Raw genomic sequence first — 20064 nt, 5'->3', positions numbered from 1 at the left:
TATCACCCCATATCCATTATTATTTTTCTATCATATAAATGATAAATGAAATACTTACAGAATTTGCTTGATTATTCGATAATTGACAAGATAAATTACCTATTTCTAAACCTTCTTGCTCATTTATTGAATTGATCAATTTTTTCAATTTATTAATATCACCAGATAGTGTCATATTAATATTTGCTTGTTTGATTACCGAATCAGTTTTCTGATTATTTGAATTATTTTCTTCTGAAGTTGCATTATCAGATGTTTGAAAAGATGTATTAGTTATTTCACCTATCGTTAGACTCTTTGGTCTAAAACCACATGCTAATACTTTTGTTGTAATAAGTTTATCAATATCATCATTACTTAATATCTCATTATACTTCCCAGCAATTTCATTATAGCTTTCTTCTAAAATTTTATATTGATTAGGTGCATCTTCATAATCTTTTAATTTTTGTTTTACAGTGATTAATTGTGATTGTTTTTGTTCATATTCTGCCTTAACAAGTGTGTTTTTTTGTAATGCAGGATCTAATAACAAAAACCATCCTGCAACTATAATTAAAAAACAAACCAAGATATATATTAATGTCTTTTCTCTTTTTGTTAATGATTGCATCTCTACTATCTCTCCTTTATTTTAAAATTATAGTAATAGTTGATTTATATGAAGTTGATTCAACAGTATTCGTTGCTGGTAAACCAGTAATTGGATCAACTTCTCCTGTTTGAGTTGTTGAAGAAGTTGTTATTTCGTTATACCCAGAATAATTAACAGCTATAAAATCATTTTGTTTCTTTAAATTTTTTACATATTTTTCAATTGTTTGAACATTAGTTGAAGAAACAGATAAAGAAATTGTATGTGTTTCACGAGTATAATTAATTGAATCTAACACCATACCATTTAACAAAGATTTTTGAATATTAGTAATATGTTCATCTCTGATTATAGGTGTACTTTGAATTTGTTCATTCAACTGTTTAATTGAATTTAATACGTTTTGAAATGAAGAAAGTTTTTCATATGCAGAGGTATCTGTAGCAGAAATTGCCAAATTATATTTTTCAATTTCTGCATCAACATCATCAATTTTATTTTGTAAAGACATATTGCTCCATGTTAATATTCCAAAAGGAATAAAAAATACTAATAAAATAATAATTGGTGGAATACATAATTTAAGAACACTCTCATATTTAGGTGGTTCATCATCACGATTATAAGCCTTTAATAAATCAAGTTCCTTGTTTTTAAAACCAGAACCGGTTTTTTTATAAAACATAGCAATTGGATACACATAATGAGATAATTTAAATGGTTCATTATCAAAATCTTTAACTGCATAAATTGCTTTAGAACCTGGTAATCCTCTTGCATCAACATGTAACTGATCATGTATATTTTGACATAAAGACATTTCTTCTTTATCATCTAATCCAAAAACAAAAACATCACTAATTTTATAAGAACTATCACTTCTATTACTTGATTGAATCATATGAGAAATACTATTAATAACCTCATTTTCAAATTCAGGTGTTCCAGTGTTTGCCATAATACGTGTTCTATATGTAAGAGCATATTCGTCATTATCAAACAAAGTAGATATTAAATTATTTCCATCTATTTGAGATAATATATATGTTTTATCAAGAAAACCAGGTAAGAAATGAATAAAACGGATTAATGCATTAATAGCAAAATCAATGCTTAATATAGCAATTCCAGAATCATTAAACAGTTGAAGATACATATCTATTAATTTTCTTTCAACTCCTAATGCTAAAATTTTACTTGCACCTTTAGATGTAGAATCTTCATCTAAATATGCAAAATCATATATCATATCTTCTGCATTTTGTGCTAAAGGTGATAATTCATCTTTAGTAAACTGATATATTTCTTTCATTTTCATTTTTGGAATAACAACATTTTTGGCAAGAATCTGTCCACTATCTATAACCAAATGTACTTCATCAATACCTTCTTCTTTTAAATGATGGAGTTGTTCTTTCACAGCTTCGTCATTGATAATAACCCCATTAATCATGGCTCCCATAGGAAATGGAAGGCGTTCATAATTTTCAACACGTAAGACATCTCTACGTGATTCAGCAGTTATCATAACTAATTGCTCACTAGATAAATATACAACTGTTCCTTTCATATATTCCCTCCTATCCTTTTCCACTTACATTGCCATACATACTATAAATTGGTAAAATAACAGATACAACAACCATACAAATTAAAACACCTAAAATAATAATCATGACAGGTTGTAATAATGTCACTAACTTTTCAATAGCCATTTCTGATTCAAAATCAAAATCATCAGCTATTCGTTGTAACATATCATCTAACTTTCCACTTTCTTCTCCTACATATATAGCATTAGGTAATTTTGCATCAAATCCATGCACTTCACTAATAGCAGTAGACAAGTTTGTTCCATCTCTTACAGAATGAACTACATCGTCAAACTGACTTTCAATGTATGCATTATTAACTGTCGTTTTCGCTAAGTTTAATGAATTGATCATAGAAACACCACTAGAATATAAAGAACTCATACTCCTTGCAAACCTAGCTGTATAAATAATTTTTAATAAACTTCCAACTTTAGGAATAGACAATTTAAATTTATCAAATTGAAGCCTTACCTTATCGACTCTTAACAAATAAGATATTCCTGCAATTAAAATTAAGATAACAATTAATATCCAATGTCCATAATTAATAATAGCATCACTAATCGCAAACATAACTTGCGTAATAAATGGCATATCCATACCTTCAAATAATGTTAAGAAGTTTGGCAAAATCATTGTAAATACCAGCATAACGACTCCAACAGTTACAACTATCAATATAATAGGATAAAACATTGCACTTTTAACCTTAGCATTTATTTTACTATCTTTGTCATATTGATCAGCCAGTTTCAAAAGTGTTTTATCCATCATACCAGTAGACTCACTTGAGTGAATCATATTAATCATTAAATTTGGAAAAGCACGTCCCTGTGCTACTAAAGCATTAGATAAGGTAAAACCTTGTTGTAACTTTATATAAACATCTTTATATATCTTTTCCAACTTAGGATTAGTTTCTCTTTTAGTCATAATATTCATAGCCATAATTAAACTAATACCAGAAGAAATCATAGTTCCTACTTGTCTACATAATTCAGCTAATTCTTTCAATTTGATTTTATAATGATTTCCTTCTTCATTATATTCTTTGCACTTCAAAAGATATAAATTATCAGAACGCAATAAAGTGACAAGTTCCTCACGTGAATTCGCTTCAACCTTGCCATGAAATTTCTTAGAATTTATATCTTTTGCAGTATACCTAAACGTTGCCATTAACGTTCAACTCCTCTTTTTAAAGTCCAAACATTCCTAAATACAATTGTAACAGATTTTCACCATATAATAAAGCAACAAACAATCCAAAACAAATATATGGTCCAAATGCAATATGATCTTTTTTATCAACCTTATGACTCAACATTAAATACCCAGCATAACTTCCAGCAATCACAATTGCAATAAACATACCAACCAATAAATGAACCCAACCAAGCATCAAACCACATACAGCAATCAATTTAATATCTCCTCCACCAAAACAATCAGGAATGATATAATTCATTGCATACATTGGCAAACTCACAATTAAAAATCCAATAATACGATCCATAATACTTAAATCAATAAAAGGATAAGATATTACTGTCACAATCAAACAAGCAATAATTAATGAATTAGGAATCGTCATTGTATCTAAATCAATCATACCAATAGCTACTAATATCATTGCAAACACAAACGATATTAATGTCATCCAATTTATACCATAACGATAAAAACATAACATTCCTAACAATCCACCTAATACTTCTAGTAAAGTATCTCTCACTGGTATTTTTGCTTTACAATAACGACATTTACCACCTAAAGTAATCCAACTTAATATTGGTATCAAATCTATTGCATGTAACTGATGTTGACACGTTGGACAAAAACTTCTTCCTTTAGCAACACTGATTCCTAGAGGCAAACGATAAATCACAACATTTATAAAACTAGCAATACATGCCCCAACAACAAACACATAAACATATAAAAATATAAATATTGCCTCCATCACTAATACCCCTTACTCTTTATTTTTTGCGATTATTACTTTATTGTTTGGTTATATTGTTGCATAATAACTTACATAATCATTCTTAGTACTATCATAAAATATAAATCGGTTCCTACTATTTCTTGCATCAATTATTAATCCTTCACTTTTAAATCAAGTTTAATTAGACAACACTATTCGAATTATTTAATCCCTTTCAAACAACTGTTTTATACATTTTTCCATGCTTTAAATATAAATTTAATTTTCAACACAATTAAAACTATCCACCATCAAAATTTTTCTGCTACTTATTAGTTAAAATATTAATAATGTTTTATATCATATAATTCAAATGCCTGTATTTGCATTTGTCAAATAATTATCATTGTATACATATTCTAATACAAAAAAACAGTGTTAGTCATTATTATATTCAAACTAATATCATTAAGAATGAAACCCTCTCTCAAAAAAGAGAAAGGGTTTATAGACAATAAATACTAGTTACTAGCAGCACCCAAGTAAATCTTATCATTAATTACAGCGATAATAGGTACACCATTAATTGTCATTTTAACAGCTGAAAGTTCACGTTTAGCAGTATCAGAATCTGTATTAGCAGTCATTGGTGTAGCAGAAGTAGTAATGTTATTTTTTCCTTCGTTACTAATCGTTCCTTCTCCAGTGTATAAAGCGTTAACTGTACAATCCACACCAGAAGCAGTTACAATTTTAGCTGGTAAAGCTGTTAATTCAGCAGATGTTATACCGTCAGAAGTAACTGCTTCTTTTATTACTTCAGCTTGAGCAGAATTCATAACAGCTCTTGCATTTGCGAGTAATTTAGCATTATCTGCTTCATCTAAATAATTTAAAACTGAAGGTACAGCTACAGCTAATAGTACTGCCAAGATTACAATAACAACAATAATCTCAATTAAAGTAAAACCTTTTTTGTTTTTCTTTAACTCTCTTAATTTTTTGATATTCATTTCAATATCCTCCCTTTCATAGATAAATTATATCTTAAAACGATTTTTCACGCAAGGGATTGTGAGATATTATGCAAATTTCTCTCATTTGTTGCAAAGAAAATTACTGTTTTGTGATGTCTTTGTGATGAAATGTAATCCTTATGTAATCTATAATGTTTTTTTAATTTTCATGTGATATTTCAATTAATTGTCCAAATCCCAGATTAGTATCTGAGACTTCTACGATTTCATTTTCTTTAAGTGTAATATAACGTTCTGCTTTAATATCGTCATCTATTTTTCCAATCACAAAACAATATGTTTTTGGAATATTATCAATGGTAATAAGCTCATCATCTTGTGGTAATTCTCCATCAATAGCTGCTAATTGTGGAAGTGAAACAGCACAAATATCTTTTAAATCACTAAAATCACTATTTTCAACTATGGCTTCAAAATCAGCACTACTTAATGTACGGTTAGGCGCACTCACAACAGCTTTGACAATTTCTTTATTGAGAATTGTATAAGCGCTTCTAGCCTGGGTTATATACTTTGCATCGTTTGCTTCATCTACATATTTAAGCACCGACGGTACTGCGACCGCCATTAGTACTGCTAAAATAACAACAACTACAATAATTTCTATTAAAGTAAAACCTTTTTTATTCTTCTTCATAATCTATTTTCTCTCTTTCTATTTCATTATAGTGAAGATTCTTTCTTTATACAATGACTTTTACGATTTTGAATATACATATAACATGTAATACCAAAGATAATTAAATAACCTAATAGACTTAATATATCAGGAATTTGTTTAAAAACAATAAATCCTAAAATAGCCGCAAAAATAACTTGTGAATAATCATATAATGAAATATCTCTTCCTGCTGAATAAGAATATGCTGCTGTGACAGCAAATTGTCCTCCTGCTGCACTTATTCCAGCCAACAATAATATTATTATTTGTTGTAAAGTCATTGCTTCAAAATGAAAGATCAAATAAGGAACAACGCTTAAACATGAAAATAATGAAAAATAGAAAACAATCTGTGGTCCTTTGACATCTCTTTGTGATAACATTCTGACCATTGTATAAGCCATCCCTGCTCCCATTGCCCCTATTAATGCTATTAAACTTGCTGTCATTTGTGTATTTTGAAAACTTGGTTTAACAATAAATAATGTTCCTATAAATGCAATAATGATAGAAAAGACTTGTTTTTTGTTAACATGCTCTTTTAATAAAAAGAAAGAAAAGATAATCACAAAGAAAGGACTTAACTTTTGAATAATTGATGCATCTGATAATAAAAGATGATCTACTGCATAAAAATTAGCAATAATCCCAATTGTCCCACAAATAGACCTTCCTAGTAATAAACCAATATTTTCTTTTTTAATTTGAAAACCTACACCACTTTTTTTCAATACTGAAAAAGCGATAAAAACAGCTACTAAATTTCTAAAAAAACTTTTTTGAATAGATGGTAAATCCCCAGCTAATTTAACAAACATATTCATCACTGCAAAACAAAAAGCAGCCAATATAATCATAATAATACCTTTATTTTTCATAATATCACTCCAATGTTCATTAATATACTATACTTTTTTTATTTTGTCATGTAAAAGACTTTTGAAATCATCATGAATTTGGTGCAATATCAATAAAAAAGATTTATAATAATTATTGAGGTGATTAACAATGAATAAAGATAATAGCAAGTATTTATTAATGTTATATCAACATTGTAAAGACTTTCGTGAATTCTTTTTAGAAAGTGATTATAAAAATGTATTTCATTCTTTATATAAAATCATTAAAAACATCATTGATATTGATAATATTTGTGGTTTGTTTTTAAAAAGTAATTATCAAGATCATGATTATTTTAGTATTCAAAAATCTTCTATTAATGAAAATAATATTCCTAAAAATCATCAATCTGCTTTTGATTTTATTTTAGAATCATTATCTCATCAATATTATGTTCATATTGTACCTATTCAGTCTCATAATACTTATTATGGCTGCTTATTTTTTTGTAAAGCTAAAAATAGAATCAATTATACTGATGAAGAAAAAGACTTTTTAGAACAATTAGGAAAAATGTATAGTGATATTTTTGATAACAAAGATACTTATCAAAGAAAAATATTTAATCAGTCTATTGTTGGACAAATTCTCAATAATATTAAAGCCAATGTGTATATTACAAATCCTCATACAGATGAAATTCTTTATGTTAATAATCAAATGAAAGATGTTTATCAATTAAATCATCCTATTGGTCAAAAATGTTGGCAAGTCTTTCAAAAAAATCAAAAAGGACGTTGTTTACAATGTCCTGTCAATCATCTTGTACATAATCCTCATGATTGTGTAATATGGGAAGAACATAGTACGTCTAATCAACATATTTATCAGAATTATGATTCTATGGTGGAATGGTTTGATCATTCCCTTGTTCATTTTCAATATTCTATTGATATTACTCATTTTAAAGATGTTCAAAATAAAGCAAGTTATGATGATTTAACAGGTATTTATAATCGACGTGCTGGTAAAAAGAAATTATCTAGTCAAATTGAAGAAGCCAAAAAAGAAAATAAAAATATTATTGTATGTTTATTTGATTTGGATCATTTAAAAACAATTAATGATACTTATGGACATCAAGCTGGAGATTTTTTTATTAAAACCATTACTGATACTGTATCATCCTTAATCCATAAAAAAGATTTGTTTTTTAGATTAAGCGGTGATGAATTTATTATCTCTTTTTATGATAATACAACCCATCAGGTTAATCAAACAATGTTATTGATTTTAAATAAACTCAAAACAATTCAAAACAATCAAAACTTGCCTTATATCCTAAGTTTTTGTTTTGGTCTTTATGAAGTCTTACCCCACAATCAATTATCAACAACTGATATAATTACACAAGCTGATGAAAAAATGTATATATGGAAAAAAAGAAGTCATTTAAGATATGCTCTTAATGATTTAAAAATTCATTCCCCTGTGGTTGAAAATTTTGATTACAATAAAGATTTACTTTATAATGCTCTTGTAAAAAGTACTGATGATTATATTTTTATTTGTAATATGAAAACGGGTGTTTTCAAATATACTCCTGCTATGGTGGAAGAATTTGCTTTTCCTAATGATGTTTTAACAAATGCAGCTGCTGTTTTTGGAGCAAAAATTCATAAAGATGATAAATATGAATTTTTAAATAGTAATCAACAAATTACTGATGGAAGAACAGATAGTCATATTGTTGAATATCGTGCTTTAAATAAAAATAATGAATATGTCTGGTTACGTTGTCGTGGTCATGTTGAATATGATGATAATCATGAACCAAGTATATTTGCTGGTTTTATTTCTAATTTAGGACGTAAAAATTATCGTGATAATTTAACAAGTTTATATAATCATTTTGAATTTGAAAAACGGATTAATGAGTTAAAGAGTCAATTTGCAATTATGATTTTAAACATTAATCAATTTAAAGTGATTAATCAACTTTATGATCATGAATTTGGTGATCATGTTTTAAGAATTCTTGCTCAAAATATTCAGACAATGTTATATAATGAAACAACACTTTTTAAATTAGATGGTGATGAATTTGGACTTATTTTAAAAGAAACAGATACGACTAAAATTCAGCAAATTTTTGATAAAATCCAAGCATATGCAAGCCAAAAACATACTTATGAAGGAAAACCCTTAACTTGTCATTTTAACGCTGGAGTCGCCATAAAACCACAAGATGGCAGCACTTATCTTGAACTTCGTCGTAATTGTGAAATTGCTTTACAGTATAGCAAGAGGAATTCTCATACTGATTTAACATTTTTTAATCCTGATTTATTTCAAGAAGAAACTTATATATTAAGATTACAAAACACTTTAAAACAAGCCATAATGAATCAATATGAAGGTTTTTCTCTTGTTTATCAGCCAAAAGTCAAAGCAAACTCACATCAGTTAATGGGATTTGAAGTTTTAATTAGATGGAATCATCCAGATTTTCCTCAAGTTGGTCCAGGAACATTTATTCCTATTTTAGAAGATACACGTGGAATCATTCAATTAGGAAATTGGATTTTAGAACAAGCTCTTATTAAATTAAAGACGTTTTTAGAATATGATCATACTATTATGATTAGTATTAATGTTTCTTATATTCAGTTAATCCAAGATCATTTTATTGATTATGTTAAAAAAATGTTAACAACCTATCAGATACCTGCTCAACTTGTGATTCTTGAATTAACAGAAACAACAATTGTAAAAGATAATCAAAAAGTTATCTCTATTATTAATCAACTTCGTTCATTAGGATTAAAGATTGCGATGGATGATTTTGGAAAAGGTTCTTCTTCATTATCATTATTAAAAGATGAACCATTAGATATTATTAAAATTGATCAATCTTTCGTTAGAAATATAAAGACTGATTCATTTAATTATAGTTTTACTAAATTTATTATTGGTTTTTGTCATGAATTAAATTTAAAAGTTGTTATTGAGGGAGTTGAAACCAAAGAAGAATTAGATATTGTTGAAGAATTTCAACCTGATTATATTCAAGGATATTATTTTAGTTATCCACTCTCATTAAATGATACTCTTCATTATCTTCAAAAAAGATTGACAAATGAAAAATAAGCAGATAAAATAGTCATGCAATTTCATATTTGCTATTATGCTATAGATTTCTCTATTTCTGATTATAAATAGACATCTATAGCTTTTTTTATGAAAAGGAGAACAAATTATGGACAAGAAAAATCCAATGGGCTATAAGCCTATTTTCCCATTACTTATGACAATGGCTTTTCCGCCAATGATATCAATGCTTATTCAATCACTTTACAATATTATTGATAGTATCTTTGTCGCCCAATTAGGAGAATCAGCATTAACTGCCGTTTCTTTAATCTATCCCTTACAAAATCTTTCTTTAGCTGTATCTTGTGGTATTGGTATTGCAATGAATGCACTTATCGCCAGACATTTAGGAGCTAATGATGATGAACAGGCATCATTTGTAGCCAGTCAGGGAATTGTTATGTCACTATTACATTCATTACTTTTTGTTATTATAGGAGTCTTTTTAATTCATCCTTTTTTAAATATGTTTACTCAAAGTCAAGATGTCATTGACTATGGTATGCAATATGGAACTATTGTTATTACATTAACATTTGGTTCATTTATTCATTTAGCTGTTGAAAAAATGTTTCAGGCTTGTGGTAACATGATTGTTCCTATGATCATGCAAATTGTTGGAGCAATTGTTAATATTATCTTAGATCCAATTCTCATCTTTGGCTATTTTGGTTTTCCAGCTTTAGGTGTCAGTGGCGCTGCAATCGCAACCATTATTGGACAAATGAGTGCCTGCTTTCTTTCTATTTATTTATTTTCTAAATACAACGAACATATCCATTTATCTTTTCAACATTTCCATATTGATTTAGAAACATATAAAAAGCTTTATAGTATTGCTATTCCTTCTGGAGTTATGATGTGTATGCCTTCACTTCTGGTTTCTATTTTAAATGGTATTCTTGCCTCAATTTCTCAAAGTGCTGTTGCTTTCTTTGGTATCTATTTTAAACTTCAATCCTTTGTATATATGCCCTCAAACGGTGTTATACAAGGTATGCGTCCTATTATGAGTTATAATTATGGTGCCAAAGAAAGAAACAGAATGGATCAAACATTAAAAATGTCTGGTCTAACAATCGGAGTTATTCTTTTTGCTGGGACTTTCCTTTTCTACCTTTTCCCAGAATTTATTCTTTCCATGTTTAACGCGAATCAGTCAATGTTAGATATAGGAATTGTAGGACTTCGTATTTTATCATTCAGCTTTGTTCTTTCAACATTTGGTATTTTAATGGCTGGAGCTTTTGAGTCATTAGGTAAAGGCTCATTATCATTAATCATTTCCCTTTTAAGACAATTTATTATTATCATTCCATTATCACTTATCTTAATACCTTGGATTGGTTTACAAGGCGTTTGGATAACTTTCCCATTATCAGAATTCATAGCCAGCTTAATTGCTGTTATATTTTTCTATAGATCATACAAAAGGATTAATCTTTCAGACTAATCCTCTTTTTCACCATAACAGTTTCACCATGAATATCTTTTTCTCCATTCATTACAAAGCCAATCTGCTGATATAATTTTAAAGCATGATCATTGTCATCATACAAACTTAAATAAATTTCATGACACCCATATTCATCAAAAATATGATTTAATAAAACATCCAAAAATTGTTTACCATATCCCTTTCCTTGATATTGTTTATCAATTAAAAAGCGATCCAACCAAACACGCTTCTGATTCTTTTCATGCCATAAACCATACATTGCAAACCCAATCAACTGATTTTGATCATACAATCCCACTGGTCGCCATAAAGACAATTCATGTGCTTCTTTTAAACAATCAGCCACACTTTCAATATAATCTTGTTGTTCAGGTTTGATTTTTAAATTCAAAACATCCTGATTATTATTTTCATCTATTTTTCTAATTGAAATCTTTCTTTTCTCATTCATTTTAATACTCTCTCAACATTTTCGCAAATTGATTACTACGATGTAAAATAATCAAATTTAATAAACCATCATAAATAAGACAAACACCCATAAATATCACTGACATCATTGCTGCATCAAACGGATTAAATACCACAATGCAACCTAATAAAAATAATAAAAGTGCTAATATCAAATCATAAATCCATCTTTCAAACCCCCATCTTTTCAATTGAAAAGATCTGATTATATTCATCACTCCTTCTACAACAATAAATATACCTATCACAAAAGGAATCATCATAATTACAATATCACTTCTGATCATCATAAAAACACCAATTGCACACAATAAAAAACCACTTATTAAATCATAGCCAAAACGATAAGAAAAATCATTTGAAAAATATCTCACAAAATTAACCAATCCACAAATAAAGATAATAGCTGCGACACCATAACAAATGACCTGACTTGTTGTATCAGGAAAAAGAATCAGAATAAATCCCATAACAATGGCTATAATAGAATATAATACAACACCTTTCTTTAATCCCTGTAATAAATCTAACATCATACTCACCTTCTTTCTTATATTATTTCTCTTCCTTATTAACAATATATGAACACATTCATTGATTTTTTTTATTTTTCCTATAAAATAGATAAAAGGCGGGTGAAAATATGGACATACTTATAGATACAATAAAAGATACATTTGTGATTATTCCTATTCTATTAATCATGTATCTTTGTTTAGAATATTTTGAACACAAAAATACTTCTTACAATATAACACACTATTTAACTTCTTATGGTCCAATTATTGGAGCACTTTTGGGAATTATTCCCCAATGTGGCTTTGGTGTTTTAGCAAGTATGTTATTTATGAACAAACGCATTTCATTAGGAACCCTCATTAGTGTTTTCATTGCCACAAGTGATGAAGCCGTTCCTATCTTGCTTACAAACCCTGAACTCTATACTTCTTTACTGAGTATCATTGTAACGAAATTCATTTTGGCAGTTATTGTGGGTTATTTGGTAGATTTCTTATTCAAATCTCAATATAGTGATCAACCAGACATTTCATCCAATCATTGTCATGATCATTCTATTGTTGTTGAAGCTTTTATCAGAACATTTAAAATATACTCTTTTATCTTTATCGTTAATTTCTCACTCTCTTATGCTATTGAAATGATAGGTTCTGAAAAACTCTCCTATATTCTTTTAGATAAGAGTATGGTCCAACCTATCATCAGTGCTATTTTTGGATTTATTCCTAATTGTGCAGCAAGCGTTATCTTAACACAATTGCATATTAATCAAGTTTTAAGTATGCCATCACTTTTGGCTGGTTTAATCACAAATGCCGGATTAGGAATTTTAGTCTTATTACAAAATAAAATTGATATAAGGACACTGGTGAGAATTTGTACAATTCTTTTATTAAGCGCCCTTATCGTCAGTTTACCTTTACAATGGTTCTTTCTTCATTAGAAAGAATCTTTTTTGTATACCAGACTTGTGAAGGCAAATAAAACCACCAAATAGCCCTAATATTGATATGAGTTAAAAATTGTATCACTACACACATATCACATAGTGCTAATAAACCAATTGTAACAGCAAGCCAATGGCGGCGATAGATAGCTAATATCAGATTCCATATACTCATCAAGGCATAAGCAATTGCTAATGCTACAATATGTGGATAGAAAATAGTTATTAAGAACCAATTGAAAGATTTCTTTCCTTTTAACAATGAATGATAAAAACATTGAACAATCATAAAACAATAAATACCTATTTCATAAGCCTCACTCCACAATAACAAAGCATCAGCCACTAAAATAACAACAAAAACCTCATACCCCTTTCCTTTATGCATTAAATAACAAAAACATATAAAAATACTCAAATATTTAATCCAAGACCAATCAAAAACAATTAAAAAACCATAAAGTATGAATTCCAATAATAAGAACATAACTTTATGGTTCCCATAAAACTACAATTTATGATAAATAGGTTGCATTTTTTCAAAAGTACAAAACTCTTCAAACCCTAATTTCTTTAATTCATCTTGTACATATTGAATCTGATATCCAACATGTTTTTCTTCATGTGTGTCAGACCCGATTGTGATGATTTTTCCACCTAAATCTTTATACCATTTTAAAATCGTTCTTGATGGTGTCAAATCATTTAATCCATAACGAAAACAAGACGTATTCACTTCAATCCCCTTGCCTTTTGAAATCACAATCTTTAATATTCTCTCAATTAAATCTTTGACTTTTTCATCAGGATAAATACCAATACGATCATAACGCTTAATCATATCGAGATGTCCCAAAACACTATAATCATCAAACATTTCTATTACATCTAAAATAGCCTGATAATAACCACGATTATATTCATCTTGTGTTTTCCCTTCCTGATACTTATAAGTCCAAAATTCTATATCATCAATTTGATGATTAGAAAGAATAATAAAATCAAACGGATATTTCAAAAAATCACTTTTATACTCATCAATTGTATGTCTTTGAACTCCAAATTCACAACCAAACTTTATTGTAATTGCCTCATGATATTTTTCTTTCATCTTTAAATATTGCTGATAATAGGCTTTATAATCAACAACATAATCACCCATTGTTCCATAATCACTATGTTCAGTAAAACATATTTCATCTAAGTGGCTATCAATTGCTTTTAAAATGGCTTCTTCCATATCATAAGTCGAATCATTGCTATAATTGGTATGCATATGATAATCTGCTAACATAAAATCTTCCCTCCTTTATAGGCAGTATATACTATTTTATGATAAAAATCTTATATTCTCAAATTTAGAAAAATTTTTTATCAGAATTTGAAAATGAACTACATTTCTTCTCAAATGATTTATAATATAGTTAACAATACAAATAAGGAGGATATTATTTTGCTTACAATTGGATATATTGGAAATGGAAAGAGCGCCAATCGCTACCATATCCCTTTCGTAATACAAAGAACTGATAAAATCAAAATCAAGAAAATCTTTACTTTAGATCATTCTAAGGATATTTGGGATGAAATCCCTGGTGTCATCTATACTGAAAGTCTTGATGATCTTTTGAATGATCCTGATGTTCAGGTCATTGTTATCTCTACTCCTTCTGCTTTTCATTATGATTATGCTAAGAAGGTTCTTCTCTCTGGTAAACATTGTGTTGTCGAGAAACCTTTCGCTGATACTTATCAGCAGGCTCAGGAAATCTTTGATTTGGCTAAGGAAAAAGGGCTGATTGTTCAATGCTATCAAAATCGTCGATTTGACAGTGATTTCCTCACTGTTCAAAAAGTCATTGAATCAGGTAAACTTGGTGATTTATTAGAACTGGAAATGCATTTTGATTACTATCGTCCTTACATTCCTGAATCAGTTCATGAATTCAGTTCCATCAATTCCTATCTTTATGGGCATGGCTGTCATACCCTTGATCAAGTGATTTCTTATTTTGGAAAACCAGATCATATTCATTATGATGTCAGACAATTGTTAGGTGAAGGACGCATGAATGACTACTTTGATTTGGATTTATACTATGGGACATTGAAAGTTTCAGTGAAATCAAGTTACTTTAGAGTGAAGGAAAGACCTAGCTTTGTGATTTATGGGAAAAAGGGAATGTTTGTGAAGGAGAAAAAAGATAAACAGGAAGAACACTTGAAATTATTCTATATGCCTTCTCATGATGACTTTGGTGTAGACTTGCCAGGTGAATATGGAACGCTGACATATTATGATGAGAAAGGATATCATGAAGAAAAGGTTGTTTCAGTGAATGGTGATTATGGACGTTACTATGATGCTTTATATGAAACAATTATCAATGGAAAAGAACCACTTGTTAAACCTGAACAAACACTTTTACAAATTGAGATACTCGAAAAAGGAATTCAAGGTATGCATTAAAAAAGGGCTATTTGCCCTTTTTTTGTTTAACGATGAAATTTTGAATCAATATACAGCATTGTAGGATCATCTTTTTGAAAACTAGCAACCAACCACTTTGTCGCCAAATAATCATTAATGATACTTAAAATTTCTTGATTATCATAACTTTGTCCATCACATCTCAAACGTAGTCCACAACATGAACATCCGCCAACTGTATGTAATGAATAATCAATTTTATGTTTTTTTAAAATTTGATTTAATTCTTCAACCATCATAACATCAACTGTACTTTGCATTTTCATCACTTCCTTATTATAAGTATAACAAATATCAGAAGCTTATCAATGAATATTTCTTAAACACAGCCCAAGTTCCAAACCTCTTTTAAACTGAACATAAGCATATTCAAAATAAAAATCATCAAAACTTTTTTCCAGATCATTAAATTCATCTTCTAATAAAACAACTTGATGATTTTCGATTTTTTGACGAATCTTTTCAAGCTGATTAAAATAACTATCATCAACCCCATACATCATTTCAATTTCCTCTTCCATCAAAATAATATCTGATGTATAAATATCTCTAATCACTTTATCTGAATCTATCATTTCTTTTTCCTCCTTAGAATTAATAACTCATAATTTTAAGAGCAATAACTGATAAACCAACAATATTCATTCAAAGAGATTTCTTGTTTTTCTATTATAATCATTAACATTCCATATTAAAACAGAATATCAATTATCCTTCTGGTCGAATAATATGTTTCTTTTTAGAATGATATCCAACCAATTCCTGATGAACATTGAGATAAGATGGTTTCATTTTATCAAAGGCATTTTTTATATAGTCAATCATCATATCCATACCTTTACTTTTTTGTCTTTGATTTTTATCAGTATAGAAATCTAACTGATCAGCTCGTATATCATCAGTTAATTGACTCACTATCACACTCACACTACAATAAGAATGATTTAAAGATTTATGATCATAATCTAAATAATTGGCTTGTAATAATGCTTCAACAGCCTTCATAATTTCAGTAGAACTGTTTGTCGCAATGGTTACTTCCTTTTGACACATATAACTATGCAATTTATGATCACGCATTTGTAAAGAAATAATTGACCCTTTTAATTCTTTTTCTTTTAAGCGTGAAGAAACAGATTTAACCAAAACAGCCAACACTTTTCTTATATCTTCATAAGTAGAAAGATTGCGTTGTGTTGTCATTCTATTTCCTACTGATTTGACTTTGTCTTCTAAATCTAATATTGCATTCTCTCCCTCATCCATTCCATTTGCAAAATACCAAAGTCTTTCTCCATTTTGCCCTAAAAATGAACTCAGATGTTCTTTATGACAATGCGCAATATCTCCAATCGTATAAATATGATTTTCTTTTAATTGATTTATTACTGTCTTTGATACATCTAAAAGTATATCGACTGATAACGGAAAAACAATATTTTTAAAATTCTTTTTAGAAATAACCATTAATCCCTTTTCATTATCGAAATGATTACCCAATTTAGCAAATGCTTTATTAAAGCTTACTCCCATTGAAACAACGAAACCTGTTTCCTGATAAATACGCATTTGAATTTCCTTAGCAATATTGATAGGATCTCCACCAAATAATCTTTGTGAAGCAGTTAAATCAAGCCACGCTTCATTTAATCCCAAACTTTCTATATGATCAGTATATTCACGATATATATTTTTAACTTCTTCCACATAATAATGATAATCGTCATAATGTGGCTGAACAATCAACAAATTTGGACATTTATGATAAGCGTTCTTCAATGAATCTCCTTGCTTTATTCCATATTCAAAAGCCAAATCATTAACTGCCAAAATAACACCCTGATCAGATTTTTTATTTTCTCCAACTGCCATCGGAACCTTTTTTAATTCTGGATATATCATTTCTTCAATTTGAGCATAACATTGATTTAAATCAGCATGCACAATTACTTTTTCCCACATATGTCTCACTCCTTGTTTTCATTATAATCTACATTGTTGCATATTTCAACTGTTTTATGCAACATTTTTATTTTATAACAAAAAGTCCTTTATTTTTGTTGAATAATTATTTATAATATGCATAAGGAGGTATTTTATGGAATTAAAAGATGTCATTAAAGATTATAAATACCGTTTTCAATTAACAAACGATGAAATTGCAAAACGTTTAGGTGTGACCAAATCAACTGTAAGTCGTTGGATTTCTGGTGATGTGAAAAGAATCCAAGATGAAACCTTACAACGCTTAAATGATTTACTTGGTTATGATATGGAACCTATCATTAAAGGCTCTTCTGTTCATTTAAAAAGACCAATTCTTGGTTATGCCAAAGCAGGTTATAATATGTATGCTCAAGAAAATTATATGGGTGAAGAGGAAGTCACAGAAGAAGATTTTTATAAAGGAGATTTTTTCTTACAAATTGAAGGTGATTCAATGATTGGTTCTGGAATTATGGATGGTGATTTAGCACTCATTAAACAATGCTCATCTGTTTCTTCAGGAGAAATTGCTGTTGTGATGATTGGTGATGATGAAGTTACAATAAAAAAGGTAATTCGTAAACCTGATATGCTTATTTTAGAAGCTTCTAATCCTCATGTTGAGAATCGTTATTTTTCTAAACAGGAAGTAGAAACTTTACCTATTCGTATTATTGGTAAAGTTGTTTATACAAAAACATATTTTTAAAAGACCTTCAATAATAAATGAAGGTCTTTCTTTTAATCAAAATAAGTTTTCCATGCTTTGTTTTGATAAGCATTAAAACACATTTGGATTTGTTCTAAATTATTTTTAGCCATAGCCAAAGGCGGAAGATTATCCAATGTAAAATATTGAAATTGTAATGTTTCAATATTTTTTTCAAATTGTCCTGAAATCACTTCACACATAACAAAGACTTTAATGACTTTATAAAGATAGCGTGGAAGATTATGTTTATCTCTATCCATAATCGCAATAATCTCTGTAGCCTGAACATTTAATCCAGCCTCTTCTTTCACTTCTTTTTCAGTATTTTCTTTAATCGATGTATTGATATCAACCCAGCCACCAGGCAATGACCATAATCCATCATTTTCCTGAACTAATAAAAGTTGTCCATCAGTATTAAAAATAACAGCTCTTGTATCTAATTTTGGTGTTTGATATCCTTCTTCATGGCAAAAAACATTTTCCATTTTGACAATTGGCTCATTCATACAAATAGCTAACATATCACAGGCTAGTTCACGAATACGCTGATAACGTTCTAAATCAAATGCATCATGGCCATAATATAAGCCACTTTGAGCCAAACTCTGCAATTCGATAATATCATCTAATAGATCTTTATTTTTCATCTTATTCAATTCCTTATTATTTATCACATTCAAAATCACAAGACATACATACTAAAGATTTTTCTTCATGAAATCCATTTTTATGATAAAAGCTTTCACTCAACCCACCTCTGATTGTATTAAGTACCATTTGATATATTTGTATCTTTTGACATTCCTGTTTTGCATAATCTAAAAGACGGCTTCCCAAATGCTGTCCCTGATAATGCTGGCTAATACAAAGTTCATCAACCCAAAACTGTCGTTTATCCAAATAGGTCATTCGTCTTCCTAATATCATTCCTATCAGTTTTTCCTGATCATAAATCACATATCCTATTGCTGCTTTTGAACTCATCAACTCTGACAAACGTTCATAAGCCTGATGATATGTCCATTCTTCATACCATGGTTCTTGTAAAAAAGCTTCCTGAAACAAATAAGCACATGACTTCAAATCTGTTTCCTCAATATATTTATAACTGAATTCCATCACTATTCTCCATCCTCAAAGATATATAACATATCATTCCAAGAAGCTCCACCATGATGAGAATCAGAAATACCTTGACGAACAAAACCAAACTTTTCATAATAATGAATTAGATAATCTTTACAAGTTAAAACCATCCCTTTTTTCCCTCTTTGCTTGGCTAATAAAATAAACGATTTAAGTAGTGCTCCTGCTATCCCCTGATGACGATAATCAGGCAAAACATCTAAGCCAAAAACGGTTTGATAGAGTCCTTCCTTTTGATGTAAAGAAGCATCATGATAAAGTTCGTCTGGTAAACATGGTTCATTTGTTGAACATCCATTGATAAATCCAATCACTTGATCATTATTAACAGCAACTAAAAAACAATCTCCAAATGATTCAAATCTTTCTAAAAACTGTTCATAAGTTGCTGCTTCTAAAGAAGGAAAACATTTTGCTTCAATCATCGCAATATCATTTATATCTTTCTTATCTGCTAATCTTATTTCCATAATCATACTCCTTTATATATGCATTATTTTATCATAAACCAAAGAAAAAGGCA

Annotated in this window: 22 protein-coding genes; 5 read left to right on the top strand and 17 right to left on the bottom strand. The window is 28.9% G+C overall.

The features are described from left to right. Nucleotides 1–19 precede the first annotated feature (19 nt). From gspM to BN1865_RS01915, 7 genes are all read right to left on the bottom strand, one after another. Nucleotides 20–613: a type II secretion system protein GspM gene (gene gspM, locus BN1865_RS01945; protein ID WP_050635580.1), complete on the bottom strand. Its 594-nt coding sequence runs from the start codon at nt 611–613 to the stop codon at nt 20–22. 16 nt (nt 614–629) lie between these two features. After that, nucleotides 630–2165: a type IV pilus biogenesis protein PilM gene (locus tag BN1865_RS18535; RefSeq protein WP_198527222.1), complete on the bottom strand. Its 1536-nt coding sequence runs from the start codon at nt 2163–2165 to the stop codon at nt 630–632. Nucleotides 2166–2175: 10 nt separating this feature from the next. Continuing rightward, nucleotides 2176–3369: a type II secretion system F family protein gene (locus tag BN1865_RS01935; protein ID WP_050635579.1), complete on the bottom strand. Its 1194-nt coding sequence runs from the start codon at nt 3367–3369 to the stop codon at nt 2176–2178. A gap of 19 nt (nt 3370–3388) precedes the next feature. Then, a complete protein-coding gene (locus tag BN1865_RS01930; protein ID WP_050635578.1) occupies nt 3389–4153 on the bottom strand; it encodes a prepilin peptidase in 765 nt (254 codons plus the stop codon). 485 nt (nt 4154–4638) lie between these two features. After that, nucleotides 4639–5130 carry a prepilin-type N-terminal cleavage/methylation domain-containing protein gene (locus BN1865_RS01925; RefSeq protein ID WP_050635577.1) on the bottom strand — a complete coding sequence of 164 codons (492 nt, stop codon included), beginning with the start codon at nt 5128–5130 and terminating at the stop codon, nt 4639–4641. A gap of 163 nt (nt 5131–5293) precedes the next feature. After that, nucleotides 5294–5791: a prepilin-type N-terminal cleavage/methylation domain-containing protein gene (locus BN1865_RS18680; RefSeq protein WP_082189878.1), complete on the bottom strand. Its 498-nt coding sequence runs from the start codon at nt 5789–5791 to the stop codon at nt 5294–5296. A 26-nt stretch (nt 5792–5817) separates the two neighbouring features. Continuing rightward, nucleotides 5818–6693 carry a DMT family transporter gene (locus tag BN1865_RS01915; RefSeq protein WP_050635576.1) on the bottom strand — a complete coding sequence of 292 codons (876 nt, stop codon included), beginning with the start codon at nt 6691–6693 and terminating at the stop codon, nt 5818–5820. Between the two features lie 130 nt (nt 6694–6823). On the opposite strand from BN1865_RS01915, the gene BN1865_RS01910 reads away from it, so the two are divergent. Continuing rightward, complete coding sequence (locus BN1865_RS01910; RefSeq protein WP_050635575.1) at nt 6824–9805, top strand: bifunctional diguanylate cyclase/phosphodiesterase; 2982 nt, start codon at nt 6824–6826, stop codon at nt 9803–9805. A 109-nt stretch (nt 9806–9914) separates the two neighbouring features. Beyond that, nucleotides 9915–11261: an MATE family efflux transporter gene (locus BN1865_RS01905; RefSeq protein ID WP_050635574.1), complete on the top strand. Its 1347-nt coding sequence runs from the start codon at nt 9915–9917 to the stop codon at nt 11259–11261. Here BN1865_RS01905 and BN1865_RS01900 read toward each other — a convergent pair. Beyond that, nucleotides 11245–11718, bottom strand: a complete 474-nt coding sequence (locus tag BN1865_RS01900; RefSeq protein WP_050635573.1) for a GNAT family N-acetyltransferase — start codon at nt 11716–11718, stop codon at nt 11245–11247. The genes BN1865_RS01905 and BN1865_RS01900 overlap by 17 nt on opposite strands. A 1-nt stretch (nt 11719) precedes the next feature. Further along, nucleotides 11720–12274 (bottom strand): HdeD family acid-resistance protein, encoded by a 555-nt coding sequence (locus BN1865_RS01895; protein ID WP_082189876.1) that lies wholly within the window; start codon nt 12272–12274, stop codon nt 11720–11722. A gap of 107 nt (nt 12275–12381) precedes the next feature. Between BN1865_RS01895 and BN1865_RS01890 the strand changes: the two genes are divergently transcribed. Beyond that, on the top strand, nt 12382–13200 hold the full coding sequence (locus BN1865_RS01890; protein WP_050635571.1) for a putative manganese transporter: 819 nt from the start codon (nt 12382–12384) through the stop codon (nt 13198–13200). Here the strand turns inward: BN1865_RS01890 and BN1865_RS01885 are convergent. Together BN1865_RS01885 and BN1865_RS01880 are read right to left on the bottom strand one after the other, a co-directional pair. Continuing rightward, the gene (locus BN1865_RS01885) at nt 13166–13690 is read right to left on the bottom strand and encodes a hypothetical protein (RefSeq protein ID WP_050635570.1); all 525 of its coding nucleotides are present in this window, start codon (nt 13688–13690) and stop codon (nt 13166–13168) included. The genes BN1865_RS01890 and BN1865_RS01885 overlap by 35 nt on opposite strands. Nucleotides 13691–13711: 21 nt before the next feature. Further along, the gene (locus BN1865_RS01880) at nt 13712–14497 is read right to left on the bottom strand and encodes a histidinol-phosphatase HisJ family protein (protein ID WP_050635569.1); all 786 of its coding nucleotides are present in this window, start codon (nt 14495–14497) and stop codon (nt 13712–13714) included. Nucleotides 14498–14656: 159 nt separating this feature from the next. Between BN1865_RS01880 and BN1865_RS01875 the strand changes: the two genes are divergently transcribed. Continuing rightward, nucleotides 14657–15673, top strand: coding sequence for a Gfo/Idh/MocA family oxidoreductase (locus tag BN1865_RS01875; RefSeq protein WP_050635568.1), 1017 nt, complete (start codon nt 14657–14659; stop codon nt 15671–15673). Between the two features lie 26 nt (nt 15674–15699). Here the strand turns inward: BN1865_RS01875 and BN1865_RS01870 are convergent, their stop codons facing one another. The 3 genes from BN1865_RS01870 to BN1865_RS01860 form a co-directional block, all read right to left on the bottom strand. Continuing rightward, the gene (locus BN1865_RS01870) at nt 15700–15954 is read right to left on the bottom strand and encodes an RDAC family protein (RefSeq protein WP_050635567.1); all 255 of its coding nucleotides are present in this window, start codon (nt 15952–15954) and stop codon (nt 15700–15702) included. Nucleotides 15955–15999: 45 nt separating this feature from the next. Continuing rightward, the gene (locus BN1865_RS01865; RefSeq protein ID WP_050635566.1) at nt 16000–16269 is read right to left on the bottom strand and encodes a hypothetical protein; all 270 of its coding nucleotides are present in this window, start codon (nt 16267–16269) and stop codon (nt 16000–16002) included. Nucleotides 16270–16402: 133 nt separating this feature from the next. Further along, nucleotides 16403–17656, bottom strand: coding sequence for a DNA polymerase Y family protein (locus tag BN1865_RS01860; protein WP_050635565.1), 1254 nt, complete (start codon nt 17654–17656; stop codon nt 16403–16405). 136 nt (nt 17657–17792) lie between these two features. Between BN1865_RS01860 and BN1865_RS01855 the strand changes: the two genes are divergently transcribed. After that, entirely contained in the window at nt 17793–18389 is a 597-nt protein-coding gene (locus BN1865_RS01855) for a LexA family protein (RefSeq protein ID WP_050635564.1), read from the top strand. Between the two features lie 32 nt (nt 18390–18421). Here BN1865_RS01855 and BN1865_RS01850 read toward each other — a convergent pair whose 3' ends face one another. The 3 genes from BN1865_RS01850 to BN1865_RS01840 are packed head-to-tail and all read right to left on the bottom strand — an operon-like array spanning nt 18422 to nt 20011. Continuing rightward, nucleotides 18422–19042: an NUDIX hydrolase N-terminal domain-containing protein gene (locus tag BN1865_RS01850; RefSeq protein ID WP_050635563.1), complete on the bottom strand. Its 621-nt coding sequence runs from the start codon at nt 19040–19042 to the stop codon at nt 18422–18424. A gap of 16 nt (nt 19043–19058) precedes the next feature. Beyond that, entirely contained in the window at nt 19059–19514 is a 456-nt protein-coding gene (locus BN1865_RS01845; RefSeq protein WP_050635562.1) for a GNAT family N-acetyltransferase, read from the bottom strand. A gap of 2 nt (nt 19515–19516) precedes the next feature. Next, a complete protein-coding gene (locus BN1865_RS01840; protein ID WP_050635561.1) occupies nt 19517–20011 on the bottom strand; it encodes a GNAT family N-acetyltransferase in 495 nt (164 codons plus the stop codon). Nucleotides 20012–20064 lie beyond the last annotated feature (53 nt).

The sequence above is a fragment of the Candidatus Stoquefichus sp. SB1 genome (assembly GCF_001244545.1).
Lineage (GTDB): Bacteria > Bacillota_I > Bacilli_A > Erysipelotrichales > Coprobacillaceae > Stoquefichus.
Note: the sequence above shows the minus strand (reverse complement) of the source record. Positions and strands in the feature narration are given on the sequence as shown.

What these genes read in the sequence shown, in the direction of transcription:
- BN1865_RS18680 (WP_082189878.1), bottom strand. Translation starts at nt 5,791, where the DNA reads ATGAAGAAGAATAAAAAAGGTTTTACTTTAATAGAAATTATTGTAGTT.
- BN1865_RS01900 (WP_050635573.1), bottom strand. Translation starts at nt 11,718, where the DNA reads ATGAATGAGAAAAGAAAGATTTCAATTAGAAAAATAGATGAAAATAAT.
- BN1865_RS01870 (WP_050635567.1), bottom strand. Translation starts at nt 15,954, where the DNA reads ATGCAAAGTACAGTTGATGTTATGATGGTTGAAGAATTAAATCAAATT.
- BN1865_RS01880 (WP_050635569.1), bottom strand. Translation starts at nt 14,497, where the DNA reads ATGTTAGCAGATTATCATATGCATACCAATTATAGCAATGATTCGACT.
- BN1865_RS01925 (WP_050635577.1), bottom strand. Translation starts at nt 5,130, where the DNA reads ATGAATATCAAAAAATTAAGAGAGTTAAAGAAAAACAAAAAAGGTTTT.
- BN1865_RS01935 (WP_050635579.1), bottom strand. Translation starts at nt 3,369, where the DNA reads ATGGCAACGTTTAGGTATACTGCAAAAGATATAAATTCTAAGAAATTT.
- BN1865_RS01850 (WP_050635563.1), bottom strand. Translation starts at nt 19,042, where the DNA reads ATGAAAAATAAAGATCTATTAGATGATATTATCGAATTGCAGAGTTTG.
- BN1865_RS18535 (WP_198527222.1), bottom strand. Translation starts at nt 2,165, where the DNA reads ATGAAAGGAACAGTTGTATATTTATCTAGTGAGCAATTAGTTATGATA.
- BN1865_RS01865 (WP_050635566.1), bottom strand. Translation starts at nt 16,269, where the DNA reads ATGATAGATTCAGATAAAGTGATTAGAGATATTTATACATCAGATATT.
- BN1865_RS01885 (WP_050635570.1), bottom strand. Translation starts at nt 13,690, where the DNA reads ATGTTCTTATTATTGGAATTCATACTTTATGGTTTTTTAATTGTTTTT.
- BN1865_RS01905 (WP_050635574.1), top strand. Translation starts at nt 9,915, where the DNA reads ATGGACAAGAAAAATCCAATGGGCTATAAGCCTATTTTCCCATTACTT.
- BN1865_RS01860 (WP_050635565.1), bottom strand. Translation starts at nt 17,656, where the DNA reads ATGTGGGAAAAAGTAATTGTGCATGCTGATTTAAATCAATGTTATGCT.
- BN1865_RS01910 (WP_050635575.1), top strand. Translation starts at nt 6,824, where the DNA reads ATGAATAAAGATAATAGCAAGTATTTATTAATGTTATATCAACATTGT.
- BN1865_RS01855 (WP_050635564.1), top strand. Translation starts at nt 17,793, where the DNA reads ATGGAATTAAAAGATGTCATTAAAGATTATAAATACCGTTTTCAATTA.
- BN1865_RS01845 (WP_050635562.1), bottom strand. Translation starts at nt 19,514, where the DNA reads ATGGAATTCAGTTATAAATATATTGAGGAAACAGATTTGAAGTCATGT.
- BN1865_RS01890 (WP_050635571.1), top strand. Translation starts at nt 12,382, where the DNA reads ATGGACATACTTATAGATACAATAAAAGATACATTTGTGATTATTCCT.
- BN1865_RS01895 (WP_082189876.1), bottom strand. Translation starts at nt 12,274, where the DNA reads ATGATGTTAGATTTATTACAGGGATTAAAGAAAGGTGTTGTATTATAT.
- gspM (WP_050635580.1), bottom strand. Translation starts at nt 613, where the DNA reads ATGCAATCATTAACAAAAAGAGAAAAGACATTAATATATATCTTGGTT.
- BN1865_RS01930 (WP_050635578.1), bottom strand. Translation starts at nt 4,153, where the DNA reads ATGGAGGCAATATTTATATTTTTATATGTTTATGTGTTTGTTGTTGGG.
- BN1865_RS01840 (WP_050635561.1), bottom strand. Translation starts at nt 20,011, where the DNA reads ATGGAAATAAGATTAGCAGATAAGAAAGATATAAATGATATTGCGATG.
- BN1865_RS01915 (WP_050635576.1), bottom strand. Translation starts at nt 6,693, where the DNA reads ATGAAAAATAAAGGTATTATTATGATTATATTGGCTGCTTTTTGTTTT.